Origin of the sequence: Tessaracoccus palaemonis (assembly GCF_019316905.1) — a bacterium.
In the GTDB taxonomy this organism is placed as follows: Bacteria; Actinomycetota; Actinomycetes; order Propionibacteriales; family Propionibacteriaceae; genus Arachnia; species Arachnia palaemonis.
The window spans coordinates 3,185,213-3,204,344 of record NZ_CP079216.1; the positions used below are offsets into that span (position 1 = coordinate 3,185,213).

Annotated in this window: 20 protein-coding genes; 9 read left to right on the forward strand and 11 right to left on the reverse strand. The window is 67.0% G+C overall.

What is annotated here, in order from left to right; translation table 11 throughout:
• Positions 1 to 90: 90 nt before the first annotated feature.
• The 6 genes from trxB to KDB89_RS14455 all read left to right on the forward strand — a co-directional run bounded on the left by trxB (position 91) and on the right by KDB89_RS14455 (position 5,260).
• Positions 91 to 1,026 (forward strand): thioredoxin-disulfide reductase, encoded by a 936-nt coding sequence (gene trxB / locus KDB89_RS14430; RefSeq protein WP_219082206.1) that lies wholly within the window; start codon positions 91 to 93, stop codon positions 1,024 to 1,026.
• A gap of 206 nt (positions 1,027 to 1,232) precedes the next feature.
• On the forward strand, positions 1,233 to 1,550 hold the full coding sequence (gene trxA, locus KDB89_RS14435) for a thioredoxin (RefSeq protein ID WP_439654859.1): 318 nt from the start codon (positions 1,233 to 1,235) through the stop codon (positions 1,548 to 1,550).
• A complete protein-coding gene (locus KDB89_RS14440) occupies positions 1,550 to 2,146 on the forward strand; it encodes a hypothetical protein (RefSeq protein WP_219082210.1) in 597 nt (198 codons plus the stop codon). The genes trxA and KDB89_RS14440 overlap by 1 nt, the downstream gene beginning before the upstream one ends.
• Before the next feature lie 130 nt (positions 2,147 to 2,276).
• The gene (locus KDB89_RS14445) at positions 2,277 to 3,581 is read left to right on the forward strand and encodes an aminotransferase-like domain-containing protein (RefSeq protein ID WP_219082212.1); all 1,305 of its coding nucleotides are present in this window, start codon (positions 2,277 to 2,279) and stop codon (positions 3,579 to 3,581) included.
• Positions 3,582 to 3,593: 12 nt separating this feature from the next.
• Positions 3,594 to 4,541, forward strand: coding sequence for a D-alanine--D-alanine ligase family protein (locus tag KDB89_RS14450; protein WP_219082214.1), 948 nt, complete (start codon positions 3,594 to 3,596; stop codon positions 4,539 to 4,541).
• Positions 4,538 to 5,260 (forward strand): SURF1 family protein, encoded by a 723-nt coding sequence (locus KDB89_RS14455; RefSeq protein ID WP_219082216.1) that lies wholly within the window; start codon positions 4,538 to 4,540, stop codon positions 5,258 to 5,260. The genes KDB89_RS14450 and KDB89_RS14455 overlap by 4 nt, the downstream gene beginning before the upstream one ends.
• 854 nt (positions 5,261 to 6,114) lie before the next feature.
• Here KDB89_RS14455 and KDB89_RS14460 read toward each other — a convergent pair.
• From KDB89_RS14460 to KDB89_RS14480, 5 genes are all read right to left on the reverse strand, one after another.
• Positions 6,115 to 6,372: a hypothetical protein gene (locus KDB89_RS14460; protein WP_219082217.1), complete on the reverse strand. Its 258-nt coding sequence runs from the start codon at positions 6,370 to 6,372 to the stop codon at positions 6,115 to 6,117.
• Positions 6,373 to 6,994: 622 nt separating this feature from the next.
• Positions 6,995 to 7,369, reverse strand: coding sequence for a DUF3817 domain-containing protein (locus KDB89_RS14465; RefSeq protein ID WP_219082219.1), 375 nt, complete (start codon positions 7,367 to 7,369; stop codon positions 6,995 to 6,997).
• Between the two features lie 60 nt (positions 7,370 to 7,429).
• Entirely contained in the window at positions 7,430 to 8,323 is an 894-nt protein-coding gene (locus KDB89_RS14470) for a ParB/RepB/Spo0J family partition protein (protein WP_219082221.1), read from the reverse strand.
• A 1-nt stretch (position 8,324) separates the two neighbouring features.
• Positions 8,325 to 9,299, reverse strand: a complete 975-nt coding sequence (locus tag KDB89_RS14475) for a ParA family protein (RefSeq protein ID WP_219082223.1) — start codon at positions 9,297 to 9,299, stop codon at positions 8,325 to 8,327.
• Positions 9,300 to 10,656: 1,357 nt separating this feature from the next.
• A complete protein-coding gene (locus tag KDB89_RS14480) occupies positions 10,657 to 11,208 on the reverse strand; it encodes a TetR/AcrR family transcriptional regulator (protein WP_219082225.1) in 552 nt (183 codons plus the stop codon).
• Positions 11,209 to 11,419: 211 nt separating this feature from the next.
• Here KDB89_RS14480 and KDB89_RS14485 point away from each other — a divergent pair, with 211 nt between their 5' ends.
• Genes KDB89_RS14485 through KDB89_RS14495 form a run of 3 tightly spaced genes read left to right on the forward strand, consistent with a single transcriptional unit; the run spans position 11,420 to position 15,680 of the window.
• On the forward strand, positions 11,420 to 13,624 hold the full coding sequence (locus KDB89_RS14485; RefSeq protein WP_219082227.1) for a beta-glucosidase family protein: 2,205 nt from the start codon (positions 11,420 to 11,422) through the stop codon (positions 13,622 to 13,624).
• 12 nt (positions 13,625 to 13,636) lie between these two features.
• The gene (locus KDB89_RS14490; RefSeq protein WP_219082229.1) at positions 13,637 to 14,911 is read left to right on the forward strand and encodes an MFS transporter; all 1,275 of its coding nucleotides are present in this window, start codon (positions 13,637 to 13,639) and stop codon (positions 14,909 to 14,911) included.
• Positions 14,912 to 14,945: 34 nt separating this feature from the next.
• Complete coding sequence (locus KDB89_RS14495) at positions 14,946 to 15,680, forward strand: TSUP family transporter (RefSeq protein WP_219082231.1); 735 nt, start codon at positions 14,946 to 14,948, stop codon at positions 15,678 to 15,680.
• Positions 15,681 to 15,738: 58 nt separating this feature from the next.
• Here the strand turns inward: KDB89_RS14495 and rsmG are convergent, their stop codons facing one another.
• From rsmG to rpmH, 6 genes are read right to left on the reverse strand one after another with little or no spacing between them, the layout of a single operon-like run.
• On the reverse strand, positions 15,739 to 16,356 hold the full coding sequence (gene rsmG, locus KDB89_RS14500) for a 16S rRNA (guanine(527)-N(7))-methyltransferase RsmG (protein WP_219082233.1): 618 nt from the start codon (positions 16,354 to 16,356) through the stop codon (positions 15,739 to 15,741).
• 7 nt (positions 16,357 to 16,363) lie between these two features.
• Entirely contained in the window at positions 16,364 to 16,834 is a 471-nt protein-coding gene (locus tag KDB89_RS14505) for a Jag family protein (protein ID WP_219082235.1), read from the reverse strand.
• 39 nt (positions 16,835 to 16,873) lie between these two features.
• On the reverse strand, positions 16,874 to 17,971 hold the full coding sequence (yidC, locus tag KDB89_RS14510; protein WP_439654860.1) for a membrane protein insertase YidC: 1,098 nt from the start codon (positions 17,969 to 17,971) through the stop codon (positions 16,874 to 16,876).
• Positions 17,972 to 18,268 carry a membrane protein insertion efficiency factor YidD gene (gene yidD, locus KDB89_RS14515; RefSeq protein ID WP_219082237.1) on the reverse strand — a complete coding sequence of 99 codons (297 nt, stop codon included), beginning with the start codon at positions 18,266 to 18,268 and terminating at the stop codon, positions 17,972 to 17,974.
• Positions 18,262 to 18,612 carry a ribonuclease P protein component gene (gene rnpA / locus KDB89_RS14520; RefSeq protein ID WP_219082239.1) on the reverse strand — a complete coding sequence of 117 codons (351 nt, stop codon included), beginning with the start codon at positions 18,610 to 18,612 and terminating at the stop codon, positions 18,262 to 18,264. The genes yidD and rnpA overlap by 7 nt, the downstream gene beginning before the upstream one ends.
• Before the next feature lie 13 nt (positions 18,613 to 18,625).
• Entirely contained in the window at positions 18,626 to 18,763 is a 138-nt protein-coding gene (gene rpmH / locus KDB89_RS14525) for a 50S ribosomal protein L34 (RefSeq protein ID WP_212323775.1), read from the reverse strand.
• Between the last annotated feature and the right edge of the window lie 369 nt (positions 18,764 to 19,132).

Below are 19,132 nucleotides of genomic sequence, written 5' to 3' on the forward strand. Positions count from 1 at the left end.
AGGGGTTCGCTTGCAGCACCAACCGCGGGGAGGGGGCCTCGCGGGGCCCGCACTAGACTTGGGCTGCCTGTCTTGAACGCTAGGAGCCACATGTCGGAGATCCACGACGTCATCATCATCGGATCCGGCCCCGCCGGATACACCGCCGCGATCTACGCCGCCCGCGCGAACCTGAAGCCGCTGGTCTTCGAGGGTGCCTTCGAGTCCGGCGGCGCGCTGATGAACACCACCGAGGTCGAGAACTTCCCCGGGTTCCCGGAGGCCATCGACGGCCCGGACCTGATGGCGAACCTCCGCAAGCAGGCCGAGCGCTTCGGCGCCACGCTCATCACGGACGACGTCACCGAGGTCCAGCTGACCGGCGACGTCAAGATCGTCAAGGACTCCGAGGACGTCGAGTACCGGGCCAAGTCGGTCATCCTGGCCATGGGTTCCGGCTACCGCCGCCTCGGCCTGCCCGACGAGGACCGACTGTCCGGCCGGGGCGTGTCCTGGTGCGCCACCTGCGACGGCGCGTTCTTCCGTGACAAGCCCATCGCCGTCGTCGGCGGCGGCGACTCCGCGATGGAGGAGGCGACCTTCCTCAGCCGCTTCGGCTCCAGCGTCGTCGTGATCCACCGACGCGACGAGCTGCGCGCCTCGAAGATCATGATCGACCGCGCCCATCGCGACCCGAAGATCGACTTCGCCTGGAACTCCGCCATCCGGACCATCAACGGCGAGAACTCCGTGCAGTCCGTGACGCTGGAGGACACGGTGACCGGCGAGCTGCGCGACCTCGAGGTCAACGGCCTGTTCATCGCGATCGGCCACGACCCCCGCTCGGAGCTGGTCAAGGGCCAGGTCGACCTCGACGCCGAGGGCTACGTCGTCGTCGACGGCCGCTCGCAGGCCACCAACCTGCGCGGCGTCTTCGCGTGCGGCGACCTCGTCGACCACACCTACCGCCAGGCGATCACCGCGGCCGGCTCCGGCTGCGCCGCCGCCCTCGACGCGGAGCGCTTCCTGCAGTCCCTCGAGGACTGACACCGCCCTCCCGACCCGGCCCCACCCACGGACGCCAACGGTATTTCCCAGGCGCCAACGAAGTTCATCGACGCCAACGATATTCACGCGAATATCGTTGGCGTCGGTGCATATCGTTGGCGTCTGCGAGAGGGGCCCGGAGCTGAGGGCGTAGAATCGTGAGCCGCTGCCCCGACGGGGCGGGCCCACCCCAAAGGAGTTTGAACGTGGCTGTTGTTGACGTGACCGAGAAGACCTTCGTCGACGAGGTGCTGATGGCCGACGGGCTCGTGGTCGTCGACTACTGGGCCGACTGGTGCTCGCCGTGTAAGCAGATGGCCCCGATCATCGACGAGCTCGCCGGCGAGTTCAGCGACGTGAAGTTCGTCAAGGTCGACACCAACACCAACCCCAACCTCGCCGCTGAGCAGGGCATCCTCTCCCTCCCGACGCTGCAGTTCTTCCAGGGGGGTCGCGTCACCAAGGCCCTCTCCGGCGGCAAGACGAAGAACGCGCTCAAGAAGGCCATCAACGAGCTCATCTGATGACCACTGAGTCCACGCCAGACCCGGACGAGCAGCCGGATCGACAGTGGACGGCCGTCTCCCGCGAGGAGCCGGCCCGTCCGCCGCTCCCCTCCGTCGTGAAGTTCGGGGGATTGGCGCTGCTCGCGGCCATGGTCATCGCAGCCGTGCTGATCGGCGTCGCGCTGGGCGGGGGGTTCATGCCCGCGACGCCGTCGCCCTCCGCCTCACCGACCCCCGCCTATCCGCTGGAGCTGCCGGTCCAGGTCGGCGATCTCGTACGCGGCGACGTGACCGAGAGCCAGGGCCCGGCCCCTGAGAACCAACAGATCGTCCGCGCCGATTACTCCGACGGCACCGCCCGCGTCGTGGTACTCGTGACCTTCCCCGAGCGGACCATCACGCAGTTCCTCGAGGATGCGGGGGTCACCATGAACGACACCAGCGGTCAGGTCCTGGTCAGCGACGGAATCTACTGCGGGACGTCCGCGGACACGGGCCTGGAGGCGTGCGGCATCGTGCAGGACTCGACGGGCCTCCTGGTGCTCCCCACCACCGAGACGGACCAGAGCGCAGAGGATCTCGTCGCCGCATTCGACGACGCGCTCACCTCCTGACTCCTTCCCGACGGTGCACCGCCGGGCCAGGCGCCTGCGAGAGGGCCTCCCGAGGAGGCGTCCGGGCGACTAATCTGGCCGGAAGGACGCCGCGCCCGCGGCGCCTTCATCCCACAGAGGCTCCAGGACAGTGACCGACCAACACCGCCACGACACCCGGCTTGACCGGTTCGTCGACAGCTATTCACAGCGCACCGAGGGCATGCGGGTCTCCGCAGTCCGAGCTCTGTTCAGCGTCGCAAACCGCCCGGAGATCGTGTCCCTGGCCGGCGGCATGCCCAACATCAAGGACCTCCCCCTCCACCACATCGCCGACTCGCTCGCCGCGATGATCGAGACCAACGGCACCAAGGTGATGCAGTACGGATCCGGCCAGGGCGAGGGGGTGCTGCGCGAGCAGATCGTCGACGTGATGGCGCTTGAGGGCATCACCGCCCACCCCGACGACATCACCATCACGGCTGGCTCACAGCAGGGCCTCGACCTCGTCACGCGCATCTTCTGCGACCCGGGAGACGTCGTGCTGGCCGAGTCGCCGTCGTACGTCGGCGCCCTCGGGACGTTCCTGAGCTACCAGTGCGAGGTGGTGCACGTCCCCACCGACGAGAGCGGCATCAGCCCGACGGCGCTGCGTGAGACCATCGAGCGCCTGCGCGCGCAGGGCAAGCGGATCAAGTTCCTCTACACGATCCCCAACTACAACAACCCTTCCGGCGTCACGCAGCCGTGGGAGCGTCGCCTCGACGTGATCAGCGTCTGCGAGAGCGAGGGCGTTCTCGTCGTCGAGGACAACCCGTACGGGCTGCTGTCCCTGGACGCCGACCCCATCCCGGCCATGCGTTCTGCCGACGACAACGTCATCTACCTCGGTTCCTTCTCCAAGACGTTCGCCCCCGGATTCCGCGTCGGGTGGGTGCTCGCCCCCCACGCGGTGCGCGAGAAGCTCGTGCTGGCGCAGGAGTCGGCGACGCTGTGCCCGCCGGTGTTCAGCCAGTACGCCATCGCGGACTACCTGACCAACAACGACTGGCGAGGCCAGATCGACATCTTCAAGGACATGTACCGCGCCCGCCGCGACGCCATGCTGCTCGCGCTCGCCGAGGAGATGCCCGAGGGAACAACCTGGACCCGGCCGGCCGGCGGCTTCTTCGTGTGGGTGACGCTGCCGGAGGGCCTCGACACCCAGGCGATGCTCCCGCGCGGCGTGGATGCGAGGGTGGCCTACGTCCCCGGCCCGGCCTTCTACGCCGACGGCCAGGGCGCGCGCAACGCCCGACTCTCCTTCTGCTTCCCGCCCCCCGACCGCATCAAGACCGGGGTGCGACGCTTCGCCGACGTCGTGCGGCGCGAGCTCGAGGTCATGAACACCTTCGGGGTGTCGCATTCGCCCACCCTCTCGCGGCCTGCCCCCGGCCCTAGCGCTAACCTCACCTGACAAGGAGGCATCATGACCATCATCGTCATCGCCGGGGGGCTGAGCCATGAACGCGACGTGTCGCTCCGATCGGGGCGCAGGGTCGCCAAGGCGCTGCGCGAGGCCGGACGCCAGGTGATCGAGGCCGACGTCAACGCGGACCTCGTCCCTCTGCTCCACCGCACCGACGACCCCGTGGTCGTCCCCATGCTGCACGGCGGACTGGGCGAGGACGGCGCGCTGCGCGAGGTCCTCGGGGTGCTGAAGGTCCCCTTCGTAGGGCCGAACGGGGCGTCGTCGCGCCTGACGTTCGACAAGTCCATCGCGACGTCGATCGTGCGTTCCGCCGGCATCGACGCGCCCCTCCAGATCGCTCTCCCGCATGACATCTTCCGTGAACTCGGCGCCCCGGCACTGATGGACGGCATCGGGGAACAGCTCGGCTACCCCCTCATCGTCAAGCCCTCGCGCAGCGGGTCGGCTCTCGGCGTGACGAAGGTCGAGGAGCCCGGCCAGCTGGCCAGCGCCCTCGTCGCGGCCTACGCGTACGGCCCCGTCGCCGTCATCGAGCAGTTCCTCACCGGCACCGAGGTCGCCGTCACCGTCCTGGACCTTGGCGACGGGCCCCGCGCGCTGCCCCCGGTCGAGATCCGACCCGAGTCCGGGGTCTACGACTACGAGTCGCGCTACACCGCCGGCGCCACGCGCTTCGTGACCCCCGCCGAGCTTGACGACGACGTGCTCACGGCCGCCGGCGATCTGGCAGTCGCCGCGCACCGGGCCCTCGGCCTACGCGACATCTCCCGCATTGATGTGATGGTCGTCGAATCTCGCCCCTACTTCCTGGAGGGCAACGTCGCACCGGGCATGACGGAGACGTCGCTCGCGCCGCTGGCGATGGAAGCCGACGGCACCGACGTGGGACACGTGTATGCCCAGCTGGTCGACCGGGCGACCGCCCGGGCAGAGGGTCGCGGATGACCCCGCGTCTCCGGCGCGTCCTCATCATGCTTGCCAGCGCGGTCGTGGCCGCGGTGATGGTCATCCTCGGCCTCTGGCAGATGCACTCCTACGAGGAGTCGACCCGCGATGTCTCGGCCGAGCGTGCCGCGGAGGCCCCCGTCGTCCTCGAGGATCAGGTCTCCGACGACGGGACCATGAGCGACATCTACGGCAAGCCCGTCACCTTGACGGGCGTCTACCTGCCGGAGGACGAGGTGCTGGTCGGGACGACCGACACCCTTCGCGTCGTGACTCCCGTCCAGTTGACCGACGGCCGCTACGTCGCCGTCGTCCGAGGATCGGTCGACGCGGGCGGCGTCGTGGCGGCGGCGCCGGAAGGCGAGCAGTCGATCGAGGGCATCTTCCTGGCCTCCGACAAGACGTCCGACGACCGGGCTTCCGCTGGTGCCGACATGGCGACAGTCCGCATTCAGGCCTTGGCGCAGGAGTGGCCGACCCCCTTGCTGGGTGGCTACGTGACGCTCTCCGAGGCCGACTCCGCAGCCCAGGGACTCGGCGCCGCCTCGCTGACCCTCCCCGAGGCCGAGGGATCCGCGACACATCGCGGCTACGCGCTCCAGTGGTGGGTGTTCGCCGCTGGAGCGATCGCGTTCGGGGTCTACGCGGCCCGTGGGGTCAAGGACGACGAGGACGCCCCACCGGCCCAAGTCGACAACCCCGTGATGACCAACACCTGACCGGACCACGGCGGGTCCCCGAGCCTTGAGCACACTGTTGTGACCTGCGCCGCCGCCAAGCATCGACGATGCGCGATCCTACATCGTGCTGCCGTGCCACACTGCGCCGCCTGCGGCGTGATCGAGCATGCCCATGGCCGGCAGAGGGTCGACGTCAGGGCACGCGAAGGTAGCGTGCGCACGTCGAGTGTTCACACCACCACCACACCCTCGATTGTCAAGAGCCGCTTTCCTAGCTTCTGTGGACACTCAAAAGGAGATTCTCTAGCGAGTGCTCGCGGGAAAACAGGTAGCGCCCCCGTGGGTCACCCCATCCTCCCATCGCACGGTGGGTGACGGTCCCCCGGACAGCTCGATGCGTGCGTTCTCCACGTCTCCTCCAAGGATGACGACGGCATTCCGATGGACGCTGCAAGTCGCGGCCTCCATAGTCGCTGTCGTGAATCCGTCGGGAACGCCGATGATGGTCATCACCTGCATCCCTGGGAACGTTGTGCTGGACATGATGCGCGTGTCGCCCGCACTCAGAATGCGATTACAGCCAACAGAGGAATGCGTCGAAGTCGAAAAGCCCGCGCAGGCCCAGTCACTGCCGGTACCGAGATACATGCGAGCCCCCGAATGCTCACCGAGGTAGATTGCCTTGAACCCGTGGCCGAGATGGCGCTGAAACATGTCGAAGAGCTGTTCAGATGCGAATTTGACCTGGCCGGTAACGCTTGAGAAGCGTGCCTGCGGCTCGGAGTAAGTCGCGGGGCTTGCCTGGCTGCTGGTGGACACGGCCGGGGGTGGCGAACTCGGGGTAGTTGTCGGCCAGCACCCTGTGAGCCCCAGCAGTGTGGCGAGTCCGATGATCAGATGTAGCCGCATTGCAGGGTGTTGTTCTTCCCGGAGATGTTGGAACAGCGCGCCTTGAAGACGCCATCGACGGCTCCGATTTCAGCCTGCCCGAATGCCTCTCCTGCGACCGCACGGCCCTTCTTGTCAACGAGCTCGGCCTTCGTACGGTATGCGTATTGTCCCACTGCCGCCGAGTAGCCCATGGTGGTATACCCAGACACGAAGGACGAGTTCTTGCCGATCGCTCCGCAAGAGTAGACGGTCAGCCGCACGGGCAAGTTTTCGAAGTAGTAACCGTTACACCATTCTGAGCGTGCGCCTGAAGGCACTGGTTGTGCCAGGATCGCGAGACTGAGAGCGATGACAGCAACCAGACGTATGTGCATTGGTCGACTTGTGAGGAGCATATTCGCCATACAACACCGGTCCGCTGGGCCCGTCAATGGCAGGCCGATGCCCGGTGGCACGAAAGTGCCATGGTGGTCCGGAGGCAGCCGGGCGTCTCGATGGCCTTCGACAAGCTCAGGGAACCGGCCCACCCCAGCCAACCCATCAGGTAGCCGAGCCTGTTGAGGTGTCTGCCCCTGGTCGCCGAGCCTGTCGAGATGCCCTGCCCCGGATCGCCGAGCCTGTCGAGGGGCCCTGCCCCGGATCGCCGAGCCCGTCGAGGGGCCCTGCCCCGGATCGCCGAGCCTGTCGAGGTGCCCTGAGCGAAGCGAAGGGACTCCCCCGAGACACTCTGGACCACCCCTCGCTGCGCTTCGGGGCCCTTCGACAGGGCCTGTGCTGAGCTTGTCGAAGTGCTCAGGGAACCGGCCCACGCTACGGGGCCCTTCGACAGGGCCTGTGCTGAGCTTGTCGAAGTGCTCAGGGAACCGGCCGACCAAAGAATCGTCAGGCGGCCTCGGAAGCCGCGAGCGTCGCCCGGACGTTCTTCGTCGCGAAGTGCTCAGCCACGAAGGACAGGAACGGCACCGTGCCCGCAAGCATGATCATCACGAACCACTTCAGAGACCACTTCACCCTGCGCCCGAGGTCATAGGCCGTGATCAGCAGCACCATGTAGAGCCAGCCGTGCGGGACACCCGTCCACGTCACCACACGGCCATCCCCCCAGATGTACTTCAGCGGGAGGCCCACGAGCATGAGGACGACGAGCAGCACGCCCACCACGTAGGCCATGATGCGGTAGCGCACGAGCGCGGAACGCACTGCCGCGATGTCCTCCTTGTCGACGAGGTCCGCTGGTGCGGTGGCCGACTCGTTCATACTGGTCTCCAGTCGTAGAGATTTGTCGATATAGCAGTTTAGAGGTTTATCGATGTAGCTTCAGATCGTTTTACCGTCAAAGATGGCCATGATGCGATCGAGGTCCTCCCCACTGGCGAACTCGATAGTGATCTTGCCCTTGTTGCGTCCGATGGCGACCTTCACGCGGGTATCGAACTGGTCACTGAGGCGGGACGAGATCGACTGTTCCTGCTCGGACGGGAGTCGCGGGCCGCGCGGGGTCGAAGTGCGAGCGGTGGTGCCGCCCGGGATCCGGGTGAGCGCGACGATCTCCTCGGTGGACCGCACTGAGAGCCCCTCCGCCACGATGCGGGCTGCCAGCCGCTCCTGCGCATCGGCGTCATCCAGGCCGAGTAGAGCCCTGGCGTGGCCGGCGGAGAGGACGCCCGCCGCGACCTTGTTCTGCACCGTGTGCGGCAGGTTCAGGAGCCTGAGGGTGTTCGAAATCTGCGGTCTGGAGCGATGGATCCGCTGCGCGAGATCCTCCTTCGTGCAGGCGAAGTCGTCCAGCAGCTGGCTGTAGGCCTGGGCCTCCTCGATGGCGTTGAGGTTGGCCCGGTGCAGGTTCTCAAGGAGGGCATCGCGCAAGAGGGCTGTGTCGTCCGTGCCCCGGATGATCGCCGGGATGGTCGCAGCGCCAGCCAGCTTCGACGCCCTGAGTCGACGCTCACCCATGATGAGCTCGTACGTGCCCTTGCCAGCTCGTCTGACGACGATGGGCTGCAGGACCCCGAACTCCTTGATCGACGCTGACAGTTCGTCCAGGTCGTCCTCGTCGAACACCTTCCGCGGCTGCTGCGGGTTGGGGACGATCTTCGAGACGTCGAGTTCCTCGAACGTCGAGCCGTCCTCGAGGGGGGCCGTCTGGTCGTCGTCGGTGCGGGCGAAGAGATCGCCCAGGCCGCGCCCAAGTCCGCTCTGCTTTGCTGCCATCTCAGTCCTCCGTTTTCGCGCGCATCGCGACTTCGCGGGCCGCCTCGAAGTAGGCGACGGCACCGGGGCTCTTGGGTTGGTGGGTGATGACCGGCAGCCCGAAGCTCGGGGCCTCGGCAACCTTCACCGATCGAGGAATCTCCGCGTCGAGGGTCTGCAGGGGGAAGTGCTTGCGCACCTCCTCGCTGACCTCACGCGACAGGTTGGTGCGGCTGTCGACCATGGTGAGCAGGATGGTCGACAGCACCAGGTTGTCGTTCAGGTTGCCCTTCACCCGGTTGATCGTTCGCATGAGCTGGGACACGCCCTCGAGTGCGTAGTACTCGGTCTGAATGGGAACCAGGATCTCCGTCGACGCGACGAGCGCGTTCAGTGTGAGGAGGCCCAACGACGGTGGGCAGTCGAAGAACACGTAGTCAACGCCGGATTCTTCGATGTAGGTCGCGATCGCGTCGCGCATCCGGTGTTCGCGGCCACGCTCGTTGACGAGCTCGAGTTCGGCCGCGGACAGATCGATCGAGGCGGGCAGCACGTGGAGATTCGGCGAATGCGGCGACGGCTGAGCGTGCTCGATGATGCCCACCTGGTCCATCAGCACCTCGTAGGTTCCCTTCGTACCGGGAGGATGTTCGACCCCGAGTGCCGTGGAGGCATTCCCCTGCGGGTCGTTGTCCACGACGAGGACGTTCAGGCCGCCGAGCGCGAGAGCCGTCGCGATGTTGACCGTTGTCGTCGTCTTCCCGACTCCGCCCTTCTGGTTCGCCACGACGAAGACCCGCGGACTCGTCGGTCGTGGGTACTCGGGGCGAGTCGCCTCGGTGGGCGCGATCTCCTCGCCGTACTCGTCGTCGACGTCGGCATTGCCCAGGGCTGCCGCGCGTCGCGGCTGGGCGCCCGTTTCACGTGAAACGCTCGCGTGATCCTTCCAGGGCTCATCAACATCAGCAGGCTTGCGCTTGCGGAAGAACAGGGGCATCCATTGACTCCTCACCGATACGACACAAACCCTACCCAACACCCTCCGGGCAGCCGAAACCGGTGCGCCGTCGCGCAGCGGTCCGGCCGCTGGCGACGAGCCAGAGCCTCAAGCCGGGCGCTCTCGTTCGTTCGTTCAACCACTGCGCGTGCTCGCCACGCTGCTGTGCTGACGTGAGGAGGGACTCTGCCGCCACATCCCGGCGTCGACGATTCCCTCCTCAGTTTCCAGGTCCGTCGCGCCTGAAGGATCAACCCTCTGTCCGGGGACCCTCTCGAACATGCGTCGGTACAACTCTCACCAACCGCGTGCCGGCCAGATCGGATCCGTAGCGCACCTCACCGGTTTCACCTCGCGTCGGCAGGCCCAGTCCCGACCTTGGTGTGCCCCGGAGCCCTGGGCGCGTGAGGTGCCAGGACGAGCTTGCCACTCTCAGTGACGAACGGAGAGCCTGCCCCTTGCCCGGTGAACGACCCTTCGTAGCCCGCCGACCGAGTATGCCGTTTCACGTGAAACGGAAGGCGACCCGGCTGCTCCTGGACGGCCATGACCCCCGTTGCACGAGATCCTCCTGGATCAGATCGAGCCCCGGCCCCCCACCACTCGGGTGATCCCGCAGACGAGTACTCGATCCGAGCCGCAAGGCCAGCGCATGCATGCCCGGGAAGATGAGGGTCAAGTCCATTGACGCGCCAGTCTGCATCCGCGTTCACGCTCGCAGCGCCGGGATCTCCCCGCGTTCCACGTGTCGTCCCCCTGACAGCCGACGGCCATGTACCGGGGAGTCAAACAAGTCCGTCCTCCTCAAGCGCCCATTCCCTGACCGAGATGAACCAACTCTCCAACGGTCCGCCGACCACAGATGAGTGCAAGTCAGGCGAGCGGTAGAGCGGAAGAGCGGTGAACCCGACTCCGAGGCTGAGTGCGAAGCAGCAGACCGCCTGCGCAGCACACAACCCCCACTCGGCCGGTCTCCTGTGAACCGGGCCACTCCCGACCGCGAAGAGTATATTCACCCGTTTATCGATATATTGTTTTCTCGTTTTATTAACTACACCAGGGTTCCACGTGAAACGCTCCCTCCGTGCCTCGGTGTGCCGAAGGCCCCAGGTCGGTTGGCGCGGACCTGATCCTATGGTGGTGCGTCCGGCTCGTCGAGGGAGAACCTTCGGATCCAGCGCGAGAGCGGGAAGGCGAGGTAGCACGTACCCGCAACACAGGACAGGCCCGACGCCGGACGCGGACCCCTCACAGTTCGGGGCGAGGTGAGCCGCGACGAAGGCGTACGGAATCACGACTGTGGGAAGATCGCCGCCGCGGAGAAGCACGGACACGGCATGCGAGAACCGGACCCACCTCAGGAACCCGAGAGAATCCTGCGCGAGGCAAGCTCCCAGTCGGCAACGAGATCGATCGAATCGAGATTGCGAAGCCAGCGCAACTGCACACCGTCCATCGCCGCCAGCACCAGCCGGGCGAGCTCGGGGGAGTTGCCCCCAGGAGCCTTGGCAGAGGCGAAGGTGGAGATCGCCGTGGCCTCGCGTTTCTGGTAGTACTCGTGCGCCGGATGATGGGGGTCGAGTGACTCAGCGCTCAGTAGGGCGTAGAGACGCACGATCTCAGGCTGCTGGGCGTTACGACGGACCATGGCGGAACAGATCACCGCCAGGTCGATGGTGGGGAGCACGGCATAGAGGTCTGCTCGATCGACGCCCAGCCCGGTCGCCAGGGCAACGCGATCGACCTCGTCGCGGTGTGCGAGCACCGCCATGAGCAGCTTCTCCTTCGACCCGAAGTGGTGCAGGACGGCAGCGTTGGTCACCCCACATCGAACGCCGATGTCGTTCAGGGACACAGCCCAGTAGCCGCTGAACGAGATGAGTTCGCCAGCCGTTTCGATGATCTGCATTCGCCGCTCAGCCCCAGACAGCCGGGTACGGCGCGCAACACCGTTGCCTGCCAAGCTCAGCCTCCTTTCGGGTCAAGGGCGCCACGGCCCGAGGGTCCGCAGCCACCGTACCGCCCGAACGGGATTCCTCTTGACCCCGGGGGCCATGCCGGGTTACCGTACTGCTAACTTAATACCTGTTAAGTGTTAAGTAACTCACTGAGGAGTGCCAATGACCCGAGTCCAGGTCGCCCCCGACACTGCGTTACAGGTCTCGATGTTCGACGAGCTGGTTGTGTCAGTCCGCGCGGGACAAAGCGCCGAGGACGCTGCGGAACTGCTCCTGGGCGAGATGTCCGCCGACGAGCAACTTTCGATCCTCCATGGCGACGTCGAGTTCTGGCCCGGCCGTGGCCGCATCATGGAGCACGGCTACAGCTATGTCCCCTTCGTCATGGGCTCCCTGCCCCGGCTCGGCATTCCAGGCATCAGCTTCATCGACGGGCCGCGCGGCGTCGTCGTCGGCAACGCAACGGCCTTCCCCGTCGCGATGGCCCGCGGCGCCAGCTGGGACCGCGACCTTGAGGAGCAGATCGGTGCCGCGATCGGACGGGAGGTCCGCGCCAGCGGCGGCAACCTGTTCGGCGGGGTCTGCATCAATCTTCCGCGCCATCCGGCCTGGGGCCGGGCGCAGGAGACCTACTCCGACCAGCCGTTGATCCTCGGCGAGCTGGGAGCCGCGCTGGTGCGCGGTGTCCGCCCCAACGCCATGGCCTGCGTCAAGCACTTCGCCCTCAACTCCATGGAGAACGCCCGCTTCGACGTGGACGTCACGTGCAGCGACGAGGCGATGCACGAGGACTTCCTCCCGCACTTCGAGCGCGCGATCTCCGAGGGTGCCGAGTCGGTCATGTGCGCCTACAACTCGGTCAACGGAAGCTGGGCGAGCGAGAGCCGCCAGCTGCTCGACGAGGTGCTGCGTCAGACGTGGGGCTTCGACGGTTTCGTGCTCAGCGACTTCATCTGGGCCATCCGCGATGCGTCAGCGTCCCTCGAGGCGGGCCTCGACCTGGAGGCTCCGTTCGCTCAGCTCCGCGCAGAGCGGCTTCCGGCTGAGATCGCGGCGGGACGGGTCTCCTGGGAGCGGGTCCACGCCTCCGCGGCGCGCATCCTCTGCGCGCAGCTGCGTCACTACGCCTTCCGTGATCAGGCAGAGCCGACCTCCGACCTCATCGCGGGAACGGAACATCGGAACCTCGCCCGTCGCGCGGCCCAGCGGTCCATGGTCCTTCTGAAGAACGACGGCCCCGACGGCCCGATCCTGCCCATCGCCGACGCCGAGTCGCGCACCATCGCGGTCATCGGCCAACTGGCCAACGCCGTCAACCTGGGCGACAAGGGCTCCTCCAATGTCACCCCGCCGGAGACCGTCACGGCCCTCGCCGGCATCCGGGCGGGTTTCCACCGGACAACGGTCGTGCACCATGACGGCGCAGATCTAGAGGAGGCCGCGAAGGTCGCCGCAGCGGCGGACGTCGTCATCGTCGTCGTCGGCTACACGGCCCAGGAGGAGGGCGAGTGGGTCAACGGTCGCGTGTACGCCCGCGACGACCTGATGGCCCTCTATCCCCAGCCCCGCAGCGACGAGGACCACACGGTGGTGGAGTCGATGTTTGCACGCCTTGAGGCGGCCAAGGGGAAGCCGGAGGCCGGGGGCGACCGCACCGACCTGCGTCTTCTCCCGCACGACGAAGCCCTCATCCATGCCCTCACCGCCGTGAACGCGCGCACGGTCGTCGTCCTGCAGTCCGCGGGCGCGGTGCTCACCCGCCCCTGGGACGACGGGCCGGCCGGCATCGTGCTCATGTGGTACGCCGGCATGGAGGGAGGCCATGCCCTCGCTGACCTGCTCAAGGGCGACGTCGACTTCAGCGGCCGCCTGCCCTTCGCCATGGTCGCCGACCCAGACGACCTCCCCGATTTCCGCGTCGACGCCACCAGCATCGAGTACGACAGGTGGTACGGCCAACGCCTCATCGCCGCCCGCGGCAGCGAGGCCGCCTATCCCCTCGGATTCGGGCTCTCCTACGCCCGGCATGGGATCACCGGCCCCCGGCAGGTGACCCTCGACGGGACTGACGGAACTGTCACCGTCGACCTGGTGAACGAGGGGCGGATGGACAGCAGGGTCGTCGCCCAGGTCTACGCGACCAGGCTCGACGGCGACCGCGCCGGGGAGCGTGAGCTTGTCGGGTTCACCGTCGTCCCCGTCGTCGCAGGCGGCCAGGTGCGGGCGACCATCCCGATCTCCCTTCGTCCCCTGGCGCGTTGGAGCCAGACGGAACGCGCGTTCGTGCTGCCGTCCGGAGACGTCCGCATCGAAGTCTCACGCCACTGGGGCGATCCCCAGAGCGTGTCAACCACCATCACCCTCTGAAAGGACCAAGCCATGCAACGAAGCATCGACGTGGGAGACTCCCCCGTGTGGACCGGAACCACCAGTAACGAGCAACAGCCGAAGTTCCCGTGGCGCGTCGCCATCGGGCTCGCCATGGGTGCCTTCTGCTGGATCGTCGCCTACCTTGGCGCGGTCGGGGTCATGCTCCCCGCACGGATCGCCGAGATCGACAACGAGAACAAGGCGGCGATCGTCGCGCTCAACTCCACGATCTCGATGGTCGTGGCGACACTCGCCAACATCGTCATCGGCGCCTCCTCCGACCTCTCCCGCACCCGCTTCGGGCGCCGGACACCCTGGATCTGGGTCGGCGCCGTCGGCTCGCTGATCAGCCTCGTCATCCTCGGCCAGGTCCAGACCGTGACCCAGCTCATTCTCATGTGGGCCGTCTACCAGGTCTTCCTCAACTCGATCATCGCGCCGCTCCTCGCGACGCTCGCCGATCGGATCGCCCCGCAGCACCGCGGCAGCGCAGCCTCCGCGTACGCACTCGGGATGGGCGTCGGCACAGGCCTCGGACAGGTGATCGGAGCCCAGTTCCTCGGGAACACCTCGCTCGGGTTCGCTGTGCTGGCCGGTCTCACCGTGCTCGCCGGCCCGGTCGCGTCGATCATGTTCCGCGAGGCGTCCAGCCTGCCCATGCCCGCCAAGAAGTTCGACAAGACCATGGTGCTGGAGAACTTCGTCTTCGCCACCCGCAACGCCCGCGACTACTACCTTGCGCTCGCCGGCAAGTTCTTCATGATGGTGGCCAAGTTCACGGTCCAGGGGTACCTGCTGTTCATTCTCACCGACTACATGCTGCTCGAGCAGGATCAGACCGCAGGCTACCTGTCCCTCACCGCCACCATCATCATGGTCGCAGGCATCGGGATGGCCTTCGTCGCGGGACCCATCGCCGACCGGATGGGTCGACTCAAGCTGCCGGTGATCCTGTCCGCCCTCCTCATCGGCATCGGCGTGTTCCTGCCCTTCATCTCCGCAGACCCGATGATGATCATCCTCTATGCCGTGTTCGCTGGCATCGGATTCGGGGCCTTCAACGCCGTCGACCAGGCGCTCAACATCGCCGTCCTGCCGAACCCCGAGACCGCAGCCAAGGACCTCGGCATCCTCAACCTGTCGAACACGGGCGGTCAGATCGCCGGACCGCTGCTGGCGGCCGCGGTCATCACCGCGGCCGGCTACCAGATGCTGTTCGTCGCTGCGGCGGGCTCGGCACTGGTCGCGATCGTCTGCTTCGCGTCGATCCGCCGGGTCAAGTGAGCGACGGGGCCACCGCGGACGTGGGAGCCTCATGATGCCGCTGGTCCTGGCTTCGGTCTTCGCCGGCGCGGTGCTCCAGCGCACCTCGGGCATCGGTTTCGCGATCGTGGTGGCCCCATTCGTCATCCTCGCCGTCGGCCCCGCTCAGGGCATCACCCTCGTGCAGCTGTTCGGTGCCAGCTCGGCCCTCCTCGTCCTGTTCCGCGTGCTGCGTGACACCGATTGGCGCACCTTCGGGTTCCTCGTCCCCACCAGCCTGATCGGTGTGGCCGTAGGGGCCGTGGTCGCGACGGCCGTGCCTCAGGCCGAGGCGCAGGCGCTGGCGGCGATGATCATGCTGGTGGCTCTGATCTCCTCGACGATCGTCGGGCGGCTCCGCTCCGTCCGGCGCAGCCCTGGGCTGCTGCTCGGGGCGGGCGGCGTCGCCGGGGTGATGACGAGCGTGGCAGGGGTGGGGGCCGTCGCGCTGACCGCGACACGCGATCTCACCGGTTGGGAGCAGCGCTCGTTCCTCGCGACCCTTCAGCCCTACCTCATCGCCCTCTCGGCCGCCACCGTCGCGGCGCGGGTGGCAGTCGACCCCGGAACCTGGCCGGTGCTCAGCCCGGGGGAGTGGATTGCCTCGGTGTGCTTCCTCGTCGCCGGGATCGCCGTTGGCGACCTCGTGTCGCGGAGGGTGCCCGTCCGGGCCGCAGCGCTGATCACCTGGGGGCTTGCGCTCTGCGGAGCCGTGATCACCCTTGTCGACGCGCTCCTCAGTATGAGCTAGGACGCGAAAGACCCGCAGCTCGCGCCGGGCGAGACTGCGGGTCTGCTGGACCAGTGGGTCAGCGGACGCGGATGGCCCTGGTGGGTTCGACTCCAGCGAGGCCCTGAAGCTCCAGCACCTCAGCCTTCATGCCCTTGGCCGCGAGCTGCTTCGACGCCTCGCGGACCTCCTCCTCGGCCGTCTCGCCCTTCAGTGCGACCAGCTGGCCGCCGCGCGCGAAGAGGGGAGCGGTCCACTTGAGCAGTCGGTCCAGCGGAGCGACTGCACGGCACACGACGACGTCGAAGCGCGCCTTCGACTCCTCGGCCCGACCGCGCACGACCTCGACCCGGTCCTCGAGGCCCAGTTCCTCGACGGCCAGGGACAGGAAGTTCGCCCGCCGCAGCAGCGGCTCCAGCAGCGTCACCCGCAGGTCCGGCCGCGCGATGGCGACCGGCAGCCCGGGCAGGCCGGCCCCGCTTCCGACGTCGACGACATCGAGACCGGTTCCGATCAGGTCAGCGACGGCGAGCGAGTTCCCGACGTGGCGCTGCCACAGTCGGTCGCCCTCGCGGGGGCCCATGAGGCCCCACTCGATGCCGCGACCGCCGAGGATCTCGGCGTAGCGCGTCAGCTGCTCGTCGGCCTGCGGGTAGGCGGCCCTGATGGCCGCCGCCGCCTCCTGCTCGCTCGACATGCGTCGGTCAGTTGGCCCGGACGACCACGCGACGGCGCGGGGGCTCGCCCTCGGACTCGCTGACCAGGCCGGCCGCGGCGACCTCGTCGTGGATGATCTTGCGCTCGTAGGCGTTCAGCGGCGCCATGGCCACGGGCTCGCCCGTCTCCTTGACCTCGGCGATCGCATCCTTGGCCAGCGCCGTGAGTTCGGCCCGACGGCGCTGGCGGAAGCCAGCGACATCAAGCATGAGGCGCGAGCGATGGCCCGTCTCCGTCATCACCACCAGGCGGGAGAGCTCCTGGAGGGCGTCGAGAACCTCGCCATCCTTGCCGACGAGCAGCTCCGACTCCGTGTCGATCGCCACGTGGGCGCGACCGTCCTGGACGGAGTTCTCGATGTCGCCGTCGAGGTCTGCGATGTCCAGCAGCTCCTCGAGGTAGTCGGCGACGAGGTCGCCCTCGGCCATCAGCTGGGCCTCGGTCTCGGTGTTCGACATGTACCTGTCCTTCTCTGCCCGTGCGGGCGGATCTGTGGCCTACTTCTTCTTGCGCGTCGCGCGGCTCTGCTGACGCGGCTGCTGGCGGGTGACGACACGCTTGCCGTCGTCATCGGTGCGGACGGTCTGACGGGTGACCTGCTGACGCACGACCTGCGTCTTCTCACCGTCGCCGGAGCCGTTCTGCGCACCCATGGCCGAGGCCATGATCCCGCCGGACTTCTTGTTCTTGCGGCGCTTCTCGGCGCGCGCCTCGATGATGGCCTGCGGGTCGCGTCCCTTGGCGATCATGCGCTCTTCCCAGTCGATGTAGGCCGGGGTGTTGGGCGCCGGGTTGTTGCGAATCAGGATGGCCTGCTGGCCCATGGTCCACGTGTTCGACGCGAGCCAGTACACGAGCACACCGATCGGCACGACGACCGCGGAGACGGCGTACACGAACGGGAACATGTACAGCATCATCTTCTGCATCTGGGCGGCCTGGCCGACCTGCGACTCCGGCGGCATGTTCTTGCGCGTCATCTGCAGCTGCGTGACGACGAACACGGCAACCATGAGGACCACGAGGATGATGCCGACGACCTGCGTCGCACCGAACGGGGTCAGCGGCAGCACATGGCCCGCGAGCTTGGCGCCGAGGAAGTCCGCGTTCTGCAGCGACTCGACGAGGTGCGGGTTCTCCTTGAACCAGTACCCGCGCACGGGACCGGAAGCCACGCCCTGCAGCACGCGGAAGAGCGCCAGGAAGATGGGCATCTGCAGCAGCAGCGGCAGGCAGGAGGCCATCGGGTTGACGCCCTCCTCCTGGTAGAGCTTCATCGACTCCTGGCCGAGACGTTCGCGGTCGTGGCCGTGCTTCTTCTGCAGCTCAGCCAGCTGAGGCTGCAGCAGCTGCATGCTGCGCGCCGAGTTGATCTGCTTCACGAACAGCGGGATCAGCAGAGTGCGGATCGTGACGGTCAGCATCACGATCGACAGCACCCAGTTCCAGCCGGAGTCGGCTCCCAGCAGGGGAGTGAACAGCCAGTGGAAGAAGACGATCAGTCCGGAGACAGCCCAGTACAGAGGCTGCATCATGGCGGACAGCACTCCCATGAAGCTGTCCCACAGATTCAGCGTTACCAGCAGCTCGAGCACTTAGGCCACCTCAATGTTGGTCCGCGGCTCGGCGCCGCGGGATTCTTCAGAAACTTGTCGGGCCCAGTCCACCGCTTCGGGCGTCCCGGGCACATAGTCGACGCCGCCCTTGGACCAGGGATGGCAGCGCAGCAACCTCGCCACGGTCATCGCGGATCCCTTCAGGGCGCCGTGGACCTCGAGGGCGCGCAGGCCATAGGCCGAGCACGTCGGGTGGAACTTGCAGACGTCGCCGTACACGGGGGAGATGAACCGTCGCCATCCCCGGACGAACCACATCAGCGGGTACTTCAGCATGCGTCTGCCTTGCGTCCGGCGCGGTGCCAGGCGGAGGCGAGGTCGTCGGCGAGCCGCTCGGGGTGCTCGGAGGCGCCCGGCAGGGCCCGCACGACGACGTCACACCCGGCGGGTCCGTGGAGGTCGACGGCGAGGTGACGCAGCCGTCGCTTGACCCGGTTGCGGGTCACGGCGTTGCCGACCTTCTTGGACACAACAAAACCCACCCGTGACTCCACGGGTGGATCCTGGAGGGTGCGCCGCACCATGTGCACCACTACGGTCGGCGTGGCTGCTCGCGAGCCACGCCGCACAGCGTTGCCAAAGTCGTCCGACTTCTTGAGTCGGCGCGGCCCAGGCAGCACGACGGCGGTGGACTCAGGCGGACAGCTCGACGCGACCCTTGCGACGACGTGCGCTCAGGATGGCGCGGCCGGCGCGGGTACGCATACGAGCGCGGAAGCCGTGGGTACGGCTGCGGCGACGATTGCTCGGCTGGAAGGTGCGCTTGCTCATGGGATTACTCCCTCAGACTCGAAGTGTGAACGTTGCCCGTTCTGGGCAAGGGGAAGTGGCCGCCGAAAACGGCGACTGTCCAACGATACGGTGCAAACACCCTGGAGTCCAAACCCGGGCGCGAGGAAGCAGGTCAACCTTGCAAATTACAAAGCTGTAGTCCAGTCGACACGCCGAGGGCATGCCGTATCCGTCTTGCGCCCGCACGTCGAGGCGACTAATTTCTAGTACTGCTCTTGCGTTGTCCACAAGGGGGTGGCCGCCGGAACCGCCGCTGCGCCAGAGTTATACCCTGTTGTGGACAACCTTGTGGATTGTTGAACTACTAGGAGCGTGGCGGACGTGTCAGTACGCCGGGAAGTAGGTGGG

What these genes read in the sequence shown, in the direction of transcription:
- KDB89_RS14495 (WP_219082231.1), top strand. Translation starts at nt 14,946, where the DNA reads ATGCCGCTGGTCCTGGCTTCGGTCTTCGCCGGCGCGGTGCTCCAGCGC.
- rsmG (WP_219082233.1), bottom strand. Translation starts at nt 16,356, where the DNA reads ATGTCGAGCGAGCAGGAGGCGGCGGCGGCCATCAGGGCCGCCTACCCG.
- KDB89_RS14485 (WP_219082227.1), top strand. Translation starts at nt 11,420, where the DNA reads ATGACCCGAGTCCAGGTCGCCCCCGACACTGCGTTACAGGTCTCGATG.
- KDB89_RS14505 (WP_219082235.1), bottom strand. Translation starts at nt 16,834, where the DNA reads ATGTCGAACACCGAGACCGAGGCCCAGCTGATGGCCGAGGGCGACCTC.
- KDB89_RS14480 (WP_219082225.1), bottom strand. Translation starts at nt 11,208, where the DNA reads ATGCAGATCATCGAAACGGCTGGCGAACTCATCTCGTTCAGCGGCTAC.
- yidD (WP_219082237.1), bottom strand. Translation starts at nt 18,268, where the DNA reads ATGCTGAAGTACCCGCTGATGTGGTTCGTCCGGGGATGGCGACGGTTC.
- KDB89_RS14455 (WP_219082216.1), top strand. Translation starts at nt 4,538, where the DNA reads ATGACCCCGCGTCTCCGGCGCGTCCTCATCATGCTTGCCAGCGCGGTC.
- KDB89_RS14475 (WP_219082223.1), bottom strand. Translation starts at nt 9,299, where the DNA reads ATGCCCCTGTTCTTCCGCAAGCGCAAGCCTGCTGATGTTGATGAGCCC.
- rpmH (WP_212323775.1), bottom strand. Translation starts at nt 18,763, where the DNA reads ATGAGCAAGCGCACCTTCCAGCCGAGCAATCGTCGCCGCAGCCGTACC.
- KDB89_RS14465 (WP_219082219.1), bottom strand. Translation starts at nt 7,369, where the DNA reads ATGAACGAGTCGGCCACCGCACCAGCGGACCTCGTCGACAAGGAGGAC.
- KDB89_RS14470 (WP_219082221.1), bottom strand. Translation starts at nt 8,323, where the DNA reads ATGGCAGCAAAGCAGAGCGGACTTGGGCGCGGCCTGGGCGATCTCTTC.
- KDB89_RS14440 (WP_219082210.1), top strand. Translation starts at nt 1,550, where the DNA reads ATGACCACTGAGTCCACGCCAGACCCGGACGAGCAGCCGGATCGACAG.
- KDB89_RS14490 (WP_219082229.1), top strand. Translation starts at nt 13,637, where the DNA reads ATGCAACGAAGCATCGACGTGGGAGACTCCCCCGTGTGGACCGGAACC.
- KDB89_RS14450 (WP_219082214.1), top strand. Translation starts at nt 3,594, where the DNA reads ATGACCATCATCGTCATCGCCGGGGGGCTGAGCCATGAACGCGACGTG.
- trxB (WP_219082206.1), top strand. Translation starts at nt 91, where the DNA reads ATGTCGGAGATCCACGACGTCATCATCATCGGATCCGGCCCCGCCGGA.